The organism is Desulfosporosinus sp. Sb-LF (assembly GCF_004766055.1).
Classification (GTDB): Bacteria; Bacillota; Desulfitobacteriia; order Desulfitobacteriales; family Desulfitobacteriaceae; genus Desulfosporosinus.
Genome location: NZ_SPQR01000012.1, coordinates 1 through 13176, shown reverse-complemented (window position 1 = coordinate 13176; position 13176 = coordinate 1). Strand labels below are relative to the sequence as shown.

Below are 13176 nucleotides of genomic sequence, written 5' to 3'. Positions count from 1 at the left end.
CCAAAAACCGTTAATATTTAATTATAAATGACGTAATAATACTCAAGGCTTTTGGTATAATACCCTTATAATTATTATCTATTAGACTAAAGAGTGGGAGGCAGAAAATGAGTAGGTGGAACGTTTATGTCACGAACGAAATTCCTGAACCAGCACTAAATATGCTCGCAGAACATTGCGACATTGAAGTCAATCGCACGGGCCAAGTTCTGACAAAACCACAACTTTTGGGAAATGTTAAGGGCAGGGATGCCGTGTTAAGTTTACTAACAGACCCTATAGATGCTGAGGTAATGGATGCAGCTCAAGGCGCCAAAATATTTGCGAACTATGCGGTCGGCTATAACAACATAGATATCCCCTCCGCCACAGAACGAGGAATTATGGTCTCAAACACCCCCGGTGTACTTACTGATACCACTGCTGAAATGGCCTGGGCATTATTGTTTTCCACTGCTCGGAGAGTCGCAGAATCGGATAAATACACAAGGATGGGTAAATTTGACGGTTGGGGGCCAATGCTCTTTCTAGGGCAGGACGTCATGAGCAAAACGGTGGGAGTCATCGGCGCCGGAAGAATAGGCTTATCTTTTGCCAAAAGGGCAAAAGCCTTCGATATAAAAGTTCTCTACACTAGCACAGCTGCGAATCCCCAATTTGAACAAGAAACCGACGGTCAATACGTCGATCTAGAAACGCTTCTCAAAGAATCGGATTTTGTTTCGATCCATACTCCACTTCTCCCCGAAACACACCATTTGATCGGCGAAAAAGAGTTAAAACTTATGAAAAAAACAGCGATTCTTATCAATACTTCCCGCGGTCCTGTCATAGACGAACTAGCACTCGTCAAAGCCTTACAGACAGGGGAAATCTGGGGAGCAGGGCTTGATGTCTACGAATTTGAACCAGAGCTTGTGGAAGGCCTTAAAGAGCTCAACAATGCCATCCTCTGTCCACACATCGCCAGTGCCACGATTGATACCCGCACCAAAATGGGCACCATCGCTGTGTCCAACATCTTAGCGGCCATGAGAGGAGAACTTCCCCCGAATTGTCTCAACCCCGAAGTTTACAAATCGTAATCTCAGACCAAATTTCAAAAAAGAAAGGGATGTTTAAAATGAAAAATATCTTTGCCGATAGAATGTCCTTACTCGGTACAGAAACTGCCTTTGAAGTTTTAGCAAAAGCTAAAAAACTTGAATCACAAGGGAAAGATATCATCCATTTAGAAATCGGTGAACCGGACTTTGACACTCCAAAAAATATCATTGATGCCGCGTGTCAGGCGTTAACCAGCGGGTATACACACTATACTCCTGCCCCAGGTATTCAGGAAGTAAGGGAAACGATTGCTCAATACATCCGCTCCCATAAAAATGTCGACGCTTCCGCGGATGATGTTGTCATCGTCCCCGGTGGAAAGCCCATCATGTTCTTCTCGATAATGGCTACTGTGAATCCTGGGGATGAAGTAATCTATCCAAACCCCGGCTTTCCTATTTATGAATCCGTAATTCGCTTTGTGGGCGGAATCCCAGTTCCCCTCCCTCTTCGAGAAGAAAATAAGTTTCGCTTAGACGTCAAGGACCTTGCGAAGTTAATTACACCCAAGACTAAAATGCTCATTATTAACTCACCAGGCAATCCAACCGGTGGAGTGCTCACGAATGAAGATATTAAAGCCATTGCAGACTTGGTAAGAGGTAAAGAAATCCTCGTTCTATCCGATGAGATCTATGATCGGATTGTATATGGTGATACACACCCATTGTCCATTGCTTCCTTACCAGGTATGAAGGATTGGACCATCATCTTAGACGGGTTTTCCAAGACCTATGCCATGACTGGTTGGCGATTAGGTTATGGAGTGATGCACCCGGAAATAGCGGATCGGATTGCCCAACTGATGGTCAATTCAAACTCCTGTACCTCTGCTTCGACTCAAATGGCTGGTAAAGAAGCACTTACAGGACCCCAACACGAAGTCCATTCTATGGTTGCTGAATTTAAGAAACGCCGCGACATTATGGTTAACGGCTTAAACTCTATTCCTGGAGTAAGCTGTATCTTGCCAGAGGGTTCATTTTACGTATTCCCCAATTTTAAATCGTTCGGCAAAGACTGTAAAGAAATCGCTGACTATCTTTTAAACGATGCCGGAGTCGCTTGTTTAGGAGGCACTGCTTTTGGCTCCTACGGCGAAGGCTACCTTCGTTTCTCTTATGCAAATTCGGTCGCCAATATCCAAGAAGCTTTAGACCGTATTGAAACAGCTTTAGGCAAAATGAGATAGTTCAATCTCCATTAAATTTATTTTTGTTTCCTATAACTAATAACTAACCAATTTTAATTTTCTGGTTAGACATTAAGAATTTAAAAGCAGTCAAACTAGAGCCATGTGAAAGAAAGGCCCCTGCTGGGCAGCGGATGAACTCAGAAGTGTCAATGCGCACATTGAGTTTTTGCTTCGGGAAGCGGTCCGACGTGCAGGACGTTTACATGACCATGTTCCTCAAGAGGATTCGGAAGAAGTAATCAATCTAAAAGAATAGGTACCATATAAGATGTAACCTGGACAACTTTTCTGATTGTCCTCAATCTTCGAGACGAGGGGGGCAGTCCTTTTGACACATTATAAGTGTTAAAAGGACTGCCCCCCTCGTCTCGGGCCTACCAGACTTGGCTGTATGCTAGTTAATACTGTCTTACAACCATACTTAAATCTTTAATTAATTTATTTGAACTTGGATCAGCGATTGAACTAAAATTAGTTTATAAAAGAATTAAGGCTTCTGTCCCAAGGGAAAGTGGTAGAGTATATGGTGCTAAAGAAGATCCTTGAAAGAGCCGTAGCTGAGCATTAAACGAAAAGGTCGCTTCGCAAGAATACGCAACGACTTTATTCAGAATAACTCTTAAACTAGTTATCGAAAGTTGATATTGTCAAAATAATCAGTACAGGTTATCCATCGATGAGATTCCTACTTCTTTAACTGGGAATGGTACCCCGTACTCTACGATAATCTCCATGGAAACCATCATAGAAAGTACAAGGACCTTAAAGTATCATCCGCTGAGAATGTTCTACCCAAGCCTCAGTGTTCAACTTTAGTTGAATGTGTTCACTTTGCCTCGGCGATCCCAGAAGCAAAGGCTTTCTTATTTAATTCCAGCAACTTGGCTGGGATCCTTGCCTCAAGGGCATTTTGCCAGAAATCCTCCGAAAATTCCATATATTTGGAGAGGACCCCCATTAGCACAACATTTGTGGCTTTGGCATTACCAGCTTCGGAAGCTAATTTTAATCCGTCCAATTCGACAAAACGACCGACTCGACCTTTAAGGTCGTCAAGGATACTGTCCGGGTAAGTTGCGGCTCCGATGAGTACCGGCAAAGGGACTATCTTTTGGGTGTTAACGATTAAGACGCCATCTTTTTTTAAGAAGTGAGCCCACCGATAAGCTTCTAACTGCTCGAAGGCAACGATAAAGTCTGCTTCTCCTGGTTCGATGACCGGAGAGTAAACGTTTTCTCCCATACGGACTTGAGTTACTACTGATCCACCTCGTTGAGCCATACCATGGATTTCTGACATTTTGACTTCGTAACCCTGAGCAATAGCGGCATGGGTTAATATTTTTGAGGCCAAAATTGTTCCTTGCCCACCGACTCCCACGAGTAATACATTAATTATTTTAGACATTACCATCACCGGCCTTTCGCAAGGCATTAAATTTGCACACATTAATACATAATCCACAACCATTACATAGTGCTTGGTCAACTTGGGCGGTTTTGTTTTCTTCATCAAAAGAGATTGCTGGACAACCAAGTTTTAAGCACGCTTTGCAGCCGTTGCAATCTACAACTTGTAGAGGTTTTTCGGTATTTTTGATAATAAGAGCACAAGGACGCCTTGCAATAATCACTGATGGTTCGGGAACGGCTACTTCGGTCTTGATAATTTCTTTAACTGTTTTCAGATCAAAAGGATCGACCTCAGTAATTCGCTTTACTCCCAAGGCTTTGCACAAAGAAACAAAGTCGACTTGAGGAGCTGGCTGACCCATGAGAGTCTTGCCTGTAGACGGGTTTTCCTGATGCCCTGTCATGGCTGTGATGGAGTTATCTAGGATGATAGTAGTTAGATTTCCGCCATTATAAACTACATCCATTAGTCCGGTAATACCCGAATGTAAAAAGGTTGAATCGCCAATCACAGCGACCATTTTATCGGCCATTTCCGGATGGGCCTTAATCATTCCTAAGCCTGCAGATATTGAGGCCCCCATGCAGATAGTAGTATCCATTGCTTCGAGTGGAGCCATCGCTCCGAGAGTGTAACAGCCAATATCACCAGAAACAACGAGTTTAAGTTGTTTTAGGGTGTAAAATATTCCGCGGTGTGGGCAACCAGGGCACATGACTGGTGGACGAATTGGAGAGTCAAAGGCTGGGGCTACCGTTATTCCAGGTTGGCCGCTAATTTTTTCCGATACCATACGAACGGAAAGTTCGCCGTAAGGAGGAAAGAGCTCTTTCCCTATGACGTTGATACCCAAGATGCGGACTTCCTTTTCTATATAAGGCTCTAATTCCTCGACAACATAAAGTCTATCTACTTTTGCAGCGAACTCTTTGATTAAGCCTGACGGCAAAGGATTGGTTAATCCTAATTTGAGAATAGAAGCAGTGGGAAGAGCCTCTTTGACATATTGATAGGAAATCCCTGATGTGATGATGCCAATGGATTGGTCTTGCAGCTCCATATTATTGACTGCCACCGTTTCGGTATAGTCAGCCAGTTTATGCATCCTTTCCTCTACGACTAAACGCCGGGCTCGTCCATTCCCTGGAAGCATGACGTATTTACGTGGGTTTCGTTCATAGGTCTTAACAACTCGTTCAATGGGATCATTTAGCTCTACTAAACTTTGGGAGTGAGCTATCCGAGTCGTAATCCGTATCATAACCGGGGTATCAAAGGTTTCGGAAATTTCTAAAGCCAAGCCAACCATGTCTTTAGCCTCCTGGGAGTTTGAGGGTTCTAAGAGCGGTATCTTGGCAAACGCCGCGTATAGTCTATTGTCTTGCTCGTTTTGTGAAGAGTGCATTCCAGGATCATCTGCTGAAATCAAGACTAAGCCAGCACGAATTCCGGTGTAAGCTACGGTAAAAAGCGGATCGGCGGCTACATTAACCCCAACCATTTTCATGGCAACAATAGAGCGCGCACCAGCAATGGCTGCGCCTATGCCTACTTCCATTGCTACCTTTTCATTAGGCGACCACTGAGAATAAACTTCTGGGTATTTTGCAATATTTTCGAGAATTTCCGTGCTTGGTGTACCAGGATAGGCTGCAGCAACGCTGACACCAAATTCGTAGACACCCCGAGCAATTGCCTCATTGCCTGTCATTAATGTTTTCATGCCTTTTTAGTCTCCCCCCTTAGTCGAAATAAGCAAAATATTTCTAAACCCAGTACATGTAAGCATTTTAACTCAAAAAATAGAAAACTGTAAAGAGGCCAGTAGGTTCTTTATTAAAGATACACGCCCCTGTGCTCTGATCACTCTGGTCGATTGAGTGCGGCCATAGTCAGAGCCATTAATTTGCTTCTTGGGGTATCATTTCTCGACGTTAATACAATCGGAACTTGCGCTCCAAGAACGATCCCCGCCATTGTTGCTCCAGCAAAATAAACCATCGATTTTCCCAAGGCATTTCCCACTTCTATCGTAGGCACCAAGATCAAGTCGGCATCCCCATTAATCTCGCTGGAAATTCCCTTATGCTTTAGGGCAGTCGCACTCACAGCTCCGTCAAGCGCCAACGGGCCCTCTACAATCGCCCCTGGAAATTCTCCCGCTCGGCCCATTTCTGCCAATGCTTGAGCATCTATCGTCACTGGCATTTTTGGATTTGCCACTTCATTGGCAGCTAAAACAACCACTTTTACCAAATCCATTCCGATGCCCTTCAAATACAGTAAGCTGGTTTCGAGGATTTCCTTCTTCTGCGTCAAATTCGGAGCAATGTTCATCCCTCCATCGGTCACAAACAGTAACCGAGAAAAACCAGGGACTTGAAATGCCGAAATGTGACTGAGTAAACGTCCAGTTCGCAACCCTTTTTCGGCTCGTAACACGGCACGAAGAAAATCCGAGCTATTAATTTGACCTTTCATCAAAAAATGGGCCTGTCCATTAACCACAGCATCGACCGCTTTATGAACAGCAACCCCCGGAATGGGCTCATCAATTACTTCAGTTCCTACTATATCTAACCCAATTTCATCGGCTAAACGCCTAATCTGCTCACGATCGCCGACAAGAACAGGGGAGATTAACCCTTCCTGTTCTGCTAATTTAATTGCTTCTAGAACCTCTCTGTCCTCAGAAACTGCCACTGCAACTTTTGCCCTACCCATGCTCTTTGCTTTGTCAACAAGTGAATCAAATCCGCTAAAACGCATTCCTTTACACCCCATTTATCGAAACACTGTTATGCTCCATAGGTCAACGCTTTCTCTTCACTTCGAAGAACTCTTAGCGCACCCAAAGCCAGTGCTTCCATTTCTTCTTCGCCAGGGAGTACCACAACGGGGGAAATAAAAGACACACGTCGAATAATCTCCTGAGTAATAAATTCAGAATGAGCAAGTCCCCCAGTAAGCACAATTTGATCGACGTCCCCTGCTAACACAGTCGCCATAGCACCAATCTCCTTAGCTACTTGGTAACATAGACCTTCGAGTACTAGCTTAGCATCTGGGTCTCCATCGTTCATTCGTTTTTCCACCATTCGCGCATCTTTTGTCCCAAGGTAAGAAAACATGCCGCCTTCTTTCAGTATTTTAGTAAGCACCTGCTCTTGTGAATATTTGCCGGAATAGCAAAGTTTAACAAGTTGATTACTGGGCAATGTGCCACATCGTTCGACTGAATAAGGGCCTTCATTATTAGCGTTATTCACATCAATCATTTTGCCACGTCGATGCGGGGCCACAGAAATTCCTCCACCTAAATGTGCAATAATCAAATTTATAGTCTGATAAGATTTCCCCATCTCACGCGCCACCTTACGGGCAACTGCCTTCATATTTAATGCGTGAGATTGGCTCAAACGAGGCAGTTCAGAAAGTCCAGAAAGGCGTGCTAATGGCTCCATTTCATCAACGGAAACAGGATCCACAATGTAGACAGGAACATTAATTCTCTGTCCCAAGTAATATGCAATAATCCCACCTAAATTTGAAGCATGCTCGCCGCCAGGTGCGTTACGCAAAGTTTTAACCAGAGATTCATCCACCAAGTAGGTTCCTCCAACTAAGGGTTTTAGCATACCCCCCCTTCCCACTACGGCATCAAATGAATTCAATGGTGTAGCTTTATCGTCAAGCAAGTTTAAAATTTGGACAATTCGGTAGTCACATTGATCAGGCACACGCGCAAAGGCGTTGATTTCAATCGTTGGATGATCAATTGATTGACTCCAAAGACAAGCTTCATTCTCATAGGCAGCGATTTTCGTCGACGTTGAACCAGGATTAATGGCGAGTACTTTCAAACAGATCCCCCTTATTGTGCAGCATGTGCTGTCTAATTATATCATAAAAAAACAAATTTAATCTATCATCAACGATTGATAAGACAGCTTATAACGGCACTTTCGTCTCGATCTTACGTTTCTACGTGGCAGGCTCTGCATCATCTGTGGAACAATTATACAATGAACCATTGTTTCAAATCATGTCCGAAAAGAGCGCGACCTATGTCAAAATTATAAAAACCCTATTGATGATTCTGCTGCCGAAAGCTATTTTTGATTTTCTCCTAACAGAATAACTATTTACCCCATCTACCTAAATATACTAACGAGAAAACAATCACTGATAGCAAAAGTCCTAGTTCCTCAAAATGCTAGTTCCTTATGCTAGTCTCTCAAAAAGAGGATTATTCACCTAAAAAGTAGTGAATAATCCTCCTCGAACTTATATTAACTTAAATGAAGTTCTCAAACAGAACAAGATTATAACAAACTGGAAACAAATTGAGTTACAGCCCTTTTAGCTCGTTTTAAGAAGCAATAACGCGCCGCGCGCCTAGGTACCGCGTTGCCCAATAAGAGTTTGTCATATCATCGTAAGAAACACCACCTGAGGACGAATTGATCATGGTATTGTTTCCAACGTAAATTCCAACGTGAGAAGCGCCTGAAGAATATGTGTGAAAAAACACTAAATCACCTGGTCGTAAATCCGACCGTGAGACGTAGACTCCATTTGAATACTGTTGTTCGGACGTTCGACTCAGTGATATCCCGAAATGGCGGTACACATACTGTACATACCCTGAGCAGTCAAATCCAGGCGATGCGGTTGTGCCTCCCCAGACATACGGCGTACCTAAGAACTGAGCCCCAAAGCTAATGATCTGTTGCGCTCCCCCTGAAACTGTAACAGTACCCGCAACCCCTCCGCCATAATTTGTTCCTGAGGATTGATCAGATCCCTTAGCTGCATTGGCTGCTTCAAATGCTTCTTGCTGAATCAATTTTTGTATCCGGCTAACCTTTGCTTGGGCAGCTACAGAAGCATTCAAGGTTACTTTTTCTTCTGAACTTAATTGAGCCAAGACAGTTTGTTGCTTGTTTAGCGTTTGTTGCACGGACTGCTGAGTGTTCGCTTTATCCTGTATCGTAGATTGAATGGTTTCCTTCTTTTGTTTAATGAGTCCCATTTGGGTTTCCATACTCTTGTTAAGAACTGCGATGTCATTTTGAAGCTTACTGTATGTACCTACGATCATCTGAATCTTATCCGCACGGTCAATAAAGTCGGATAAACTAGTGGCATCAAATAACACAGCAAAGTAAGTTGTTATACCATCTTCATAGTTACTCTTCAAGAATTGCCCCAAGGCTTTAATATGCTCCTGACGCTGATCTTCAAGTTTCTGTTGCTGCTCTTCCAACCCCTTAAGATGATTTTGTTCTTCGGTGAGCAATTGTTGCTCACGTGCAATACTATTATTCAGTGCTTGTACGGATTGCTTTAATGCTAAAACTTGTGCCGTAGCATCCGATACTTTGTCCTTCTGAGCATTCAAGTTTCCCTTTAATTGATTGGCTTGTTGTTGGGACTGATCAAGCTGTTGCTGTAAATCGTCGGCCCTTGCCGGGATCGATGACCCTCCCAAGAGAATAGCTCCTATGACGATACTGATTAAGGCTGATTTCGGTTTCAGACGTACACTGTTCATTATTGTTAAACCCCTCAACTACACTCTTTTTATACTTAATTCGCCACAAATGCCGAAATTCCTTGTTTAATTCAACGGAAATTAGATTTCAACAGCGTAAAGGGCAAACCAAATCAATGTTCATAAAGTGTTCTTGAAGGGCTTGTCATATAATAAAAGCGCTTGTCGAGGCAAACAAAATGATGGATAGGACTTCGGCATTAGTTTTCTTCGGATAATAATAACAAACACTTTTCCACATACCTATTAATCATTCGTTCCGCAATTAATGGATCAAGTGTCCCATGTATGCTTGGAGTCTTGAAAAATCGTTCTGGTAATACCACCTGTCGCGGATCAAACCCTAGTTTTTCTTTGATGCCTAGCTTAGTCTTGTAAATCCGTTTTGCAATTGTTGTCAACTCGTTATCGGTAAGAACATAGCCAGTAGCATTGAGGGCTTTCAAGACAGTTTCCCGATTATACACTTTACGAGCGAATAGGCAGATAACGAGTGAGTTTAAAACACATCGCTCAAGTTCTTCCATGAAGAGAGCATCAACGGCTTTGTTCTCATCAAATGTTGAGATGGATTGATCAACTGCATAGCCGGCATTGCATAAATGTGAGTGCCGTGCTCCTACAGTAAGCCCCACTAAGTTACCGTACCCTGTGTGGTACCCTGGGATTTCATTACCTGCAACCTGAAGTGCAAACTCTTTGCCGCCATACGTAGCCCCTGCGGATCGGGTTCCTTCTCCCAGAACTCGATAAAAGTCATTTTTCCGGTTTGCTAAATACAGGATGGCCTGATAATAAATTTTTGAATCTCCAAATGTTAAAGGAAGAAGGGTTTCAGCTACAGTCACAATGCCTTTCATAAAACCTTCCGTTGCCCACGCCAGTGCGACGCCAGTAGAAATGGCATCCATGCCTGTTTTTTCGACTGCTTCAATGAGATGTAATACTTCATCCGTCTTGCTGACGCCGAGTAATGTGCCTAGCGAATAAATTAGCTCATAATCGTATGCGACACTCAGCGATTCATAGTCATAACCATCGTCAAATTTTTGTCGGAATTGGCCAATATGGATACATCCAACGGGGCAACCAGTACAAGCCATCTTACGGACGAGATGATTGTTGGCGAAGGCTTCCCCAGTTATCTTTTCTGCACCATCAAAGTGGCTCTCTGTTAGGTTTTTTGTAGGCAAGGCGCCTAATGCGTTAATTACCTCAACATTGATCGATGTCCCTAAGTCATGATATTTTGCCATAAGATCTGTCTCAGTGACAGATTTGAAAATAGATTGGTATACACGGAAATAGTCTTTATACTCTTTGATTTTAGTGGACTTATCACCTGTAACAATAATAGCTTTGACGTGTTTACTTCCCATCACAGCACCAAGACCGAGCCGTCCAAAATGCCGATAGGTATCAACGCAAACACTTGCAAACTTAACCATCTTTTCCCCTGCAGGCCCAATTCTTAAAATACTACGCTTTCCGCTTCCTTTTACATGATCCCGAATGAACTGGCCAACGACATCCGAATCCATTCCCCATATCGGACGGGCATCTTTAATTTCTATGTTGCCACCGTCGATGACAATGTAAGAAGGGCGGGGAGCTTTGCCATGAATCACCACTGCATCATATCCAGCCATTGACAACGTCAAGGCTAGTCTACCACCAGCGTAACTTTCCCCCAATTCCCCAGTCAATGGTGAAATAAACATTGCCACGGTCTTAGTAATGAGTGGGTAAATTCCAGAGATTGCACCAATTGCCAAGATCATGGGCTGTTCGGCAGCCAATGGCGAAAGTTCCGGTCTCATTGTTTCCTCTAGCAACTTAGAAGCAACACCAACTCCGCCGAGATACCCGGCCATATCAGTACGCCGTTTTATTTCAATCTTACCTGTTGAGAGGTCTATGTATAGAACTTTAATGGAGTTTTCGTATAACATCACTGAACCTCCTCTGTCAACTGCAAGCAACCATGTGGGCAAAATCGTGCACATACTCCGCAATGCTTACACACAATAGGTAGTTTCGTGCTGTGATCGAAATAAATAGCATCGACTGTGCACGCTGTAACGCAGTGTTCGCATCCTACACAATTTTCTTTATCTAACAAAACCCCTCCGCCCTTGCGTTGTACAAGTGCTCCTGTCGGACAGACTTCCGCGCATGGCACATCATCTTTGCATGCTTGGCAGACGATCGCCATAAATTTGCCAGTTAACCCTCCGCTAGTTTTAATGCGTATGGCGCTTTTCAATATGGAATGATCTTGCTGGTTCACTGTAGCACAAGTTATCATACATGATAAACAGCCAATACATCGGTTCATTTCGACTGCTTTTAGTACTTTCATTTTTTACCACCTTCCTTACAACAGTCTCTAAATTTAGTTATTCGCCACATCTTTCCACTTCTCCTAGTCATATGCTGTTTGAGATTAATTTTATTGTCATTTGAGTTCGCCAATGATCTCAATGTATTTGTTCTAAATAGTTATTATATATCACCATCTCAAAATTTTAGATATAGGGATTGACCTCGGTTTTTCAAAGCGCAATGTTAAAGACAAAGAGACCACCTTGAAAAAGGTAGTCTCTTTGTCTGTTTAACTGGCGATGACATATGACCGAGGTCATTCTATCAAAATTCATTCTAAGTTCATGTTGTTTAGTTCACTCCAGCCCTTTGTTCCAATCAGCGGAACAAAACGTACCAACCCTAAGTTTTCTTCTATTAGTTCACTGGTCATTGTTTTAGTAACACGCAAAAGCCTTTGATCTCCCTTATCCCCTACCGGAATAACCAAACGTCCAGCAATGGCTAATTGATTGATTAAGGAATCCGGAACCACGGGGCCTCCCGCCGTAACAAGTATGGCGTCAAAAGGCGCTTTTTCCTTCCATCCAAGAGTGCCGTCCCCAATATGTACTTCAATGTTTTCATAACCCTGATTCTGAAACCGGTCCTTCGCTTGATTGGCCAGTAAGTGATGGCGTTCAATTGTATAGATGCATACGGCCATGCGGGATAGAATAGCCGTGGAATAACCGGAACCCGTTCCTATTTCTAATACTTTATCACCCGCTTTCAACTCTAGGGCCTGTGCCATAAGGGCCACAATATACGGCTGGCTGATCGTCTGCCCCGCTTGAATTTTTAAGGCGGTATCATAATACGCGTACGCTTGCTTATCCTCCATAACATACTTGTGCCGAGGAACAATGAGCATACTATTAATTACCGCCTCATCAGTGATACCTCGATCAATAATTTGAGTTTGAACCATCCACTCACGTTCTGCTAGTCGTTCGTCTAAATCACCTTTATTATAATCTTTAATCAAGTATTTTCTCACCCTTACTTTAAGTTTTTGATAACGAATAGAACAGACGTAGATTAAACCTTTCCATAGAGCAGAAGACGTTTGAAAATCTCGCTTTTTGTACCCCTTCAGCAATTTTGCTTTTCTAACCCTCTTTAAGATCAACCTTCAGTAACTTCGGCAACAGCGGCTGTTACATATGCAAAGTTGCTACCATTTCGTTAATACTTCCATGCTTCCCTTATGTTGAATTTCTATTCTTGATTGAGCAGAATTTGATCTGTAATGATTGTCCCTGTATGTATTGCCGAAGCCACCAACTAAAAGGAATACTTTGTAGCGAAAACTCCAGCCGTGTGGATCGAAGGGGTGGAACCTCGACCCCATAGACGTTTAAATGCTTGAAAATCGTTCGTTCTAACACAAAAAGACTACCTCGTTAGAGATAGTCTTTTTGCTGGTTACCTGGCGATGACCTACGTTCCCAGGGGCCTGCGCCCCAAGTATTCTTGGCCCTGAAGGTCTTAACTTCCGTGTTCGGTATGGGAACGGGTGGAACCCCTTCGGCATGA

10 protein-coding genes and 1 rRNA gene are annotated in these 13176 nt (G+C 43.2%); 2 read left to right on the top strand and 9 right to left on the bottom strand.

What is annotated here, in order from left to right:
• The first annotated feature begins 107 nt into the window (after positions 1-107).
• Positions 108-1085: a D-glycerate dehydrogenase gene (locus tag E4K68_RS16170; protein ID WP_135379959.1), complete on the top strand. Its 978-nt coding sequence runs from the start codon at positions 108-110 to the stop codon at positions 1083-1085.
• Positions 1086-1123: 38 nt separating this feature from the next.
• The gene (locus E4K68_RS16165) at positions 1124-2299 is read left to right on the top strand and encodes a pyridoxal phosphate-dependent aminotransferase (RefSeq protein ID WP_135379958.1); all 1176 of its coding nucleotides are present in this window, start codon (positions 1124-1126) and stop codon (positions 2297-2299) included.
• Positions 2300-3128: 829 nt separating this feature from the next.
• Here E4K68_RS16165 and E4K68_RS16160 read toward each other — a convergent pair.
• The 9 genes from E4K68_RS16160 to rrf form a co-directional block, all read right to left on the bottom strand.
• Entirely contained in the window at positions 3129-3710 is a 582-nt protein-coding gene (locus E4K68_RS16160) for an indolepyruvate oxidoreductase subunit beta (RefSeq protein ID WP_135379957.1), read from the bottom strand.
• On the bottom strand, positions 3703-5439 hold the full coding sequence (iorA, locus tag E4K68_RS16155) for an indolepyruvate ferredoxin oxidoreductase subunit alpha (protein ID WP_135379956.1): 1737 nt from the start codon (positions 5437-5439) through the stop codon (positions 3703-3705). The genes E4K68_RS16160 and iorA overlap by 8 nt, the downstream gene beginning before the upstream one ends.
• Before the next feature lie 140 nt (positions 5440-5579).
• On the bottom strand, positions 5580-6485 hold the full coding sequence (locus E4K68_RS16150; RefSeq protein ID WP_135379955.1) for a bifunctional enoyl-CoA hydratase/phosphate acetyltransferase: 906 nt from the start codon (positions 6483-6485) through the stop codon (positions 5580-5582).
• Positions 6486-6514: 29 nt separating this feature from the next.
• Positions 6515-7579 carry a butyrate kinase gene (buk, locus tag E4K68_RS16145; protein ID WP_135379954.1) on the bottom strand — a complete coding sequence of 355 codons (1065 nt, stop codon included), beginning with the start codon at positions 7577-7579 and terminating at the stop codon, positions 6515-6517.
• Between the two features lie 509 nt (positions 7580-8088).
• Positions 8089-9273: an NlpC/P60 family protein gene (locus E4K68_RS16140; RefSeq protein WP_135379953.1), complete on the bottom strand. Its 1185-nt coding sequence runs from the start codon at positions 9271-9273 to the stop codon at positions 8089-8091.
• Positions 9274-9473: 200 nt separating this feature from the next.
• Entirely contained in the window at positions 9474-11225 is a 1752-nt protein-coding gene (locus E4K68_RS16135) for an aldehyde ferredoxin oxidoreductase C-terminal domain-containing protein (RefSeq protein ID WP_135379952.1), read from the bottom strand.
• The gene (locus tag E4K68_RS16130; RefSeq protein ID WP_135379951.1) at positions 11225-11635 is read right to left on the bottom strand and encodes a 4Fe-4S binding protein; all 411 of its coding nucleotides are present in this window, start codon (positions 11633-11635) and stop codon (positions 11225-11227) included. Before E4K68_RS16130 ends, E4K68_RS16135 begins: the two co-directional genes overlap by 1 nt.
• A 294-nt stretch (positions 11636-11929) precedes the next feature.
• Complete coding sequence (locus tag E4K68_RS16125) at positions 11930-12625, bottom strand: protein-L-isoaspartate(D-aspartate) O-methyltransferase (RefSeq protein WP_135379950.1); 696 nt, start codon at positions 12623-12625, stop codon at positions 11930-11932.
• A 442-nt stretch (positions 12626-13067) separates the two neighbouring features.
• Positions 13068-13176: ribosomal RNA gene (gene rrf, locus E4K68_RS16120) — 5S ribosomal RNA — on the bottom strand; the annotation flags it as partial.

Bases quoted from the DNA above. Each gene is read 5' to 3' on its own strand.
- E4K68_RS16170 (WP_135379959.1), top strand. From the start codon at position 108: ATGAGTAGGTGGAACGTTTATGTCACGAACGAAATTCCTGAACCAGCA.
- E4K68_RS16165 (WP_135379958.1), top strand. From the start codon at position 1,124: ATGAAAAATATCTTTGCCGATAGAATGTCCTTACTCGGTACAGAAACT.
- E4K68_RS16160 (WP_135379957.1), bottom strand. From the start codon at position 3,710: ATGTCTAAAATAATTAATGTATTACTCGTGGGAGTCGGTGGGCAAGGA.
- iorA (WP_135379956.1), bottom strand. From the start codon at position 5,439: ATGAAAACATTAATGACAGGCAATGAGGCAATTGCTCGGGGTGTCTAC.
- E4K68_RS16150 (WP_135379955.1), bottom strand. From the start codon at position 6,485: ATGCGTTTTAGCGGATTTGATTCACTTGTTGACAAAGCAAAGAGCATG.
- E4K68_RS16140 (WP_135379953.1), bottom strand. From the start codon at position 9,273: ATGAACAGTGTACGTCTGAAACCGAAATCAGCCTTAATCAGTATCGTC.
- E4K68_RS16135 (WP_135379952.1), bottom strand. From the start codon at position 11,225: ATGTTATACGAAAACTCCATTAAAGTTCTATACATAGACCTCTCAACA.
- E4K68_RS16130 (WP_135379951.1), bottom strand. From the start codon at position 11,635: ATGAAAGTACTAAAAGCAGTCGAAATGAACCGATGTATTGGCTGTTTA.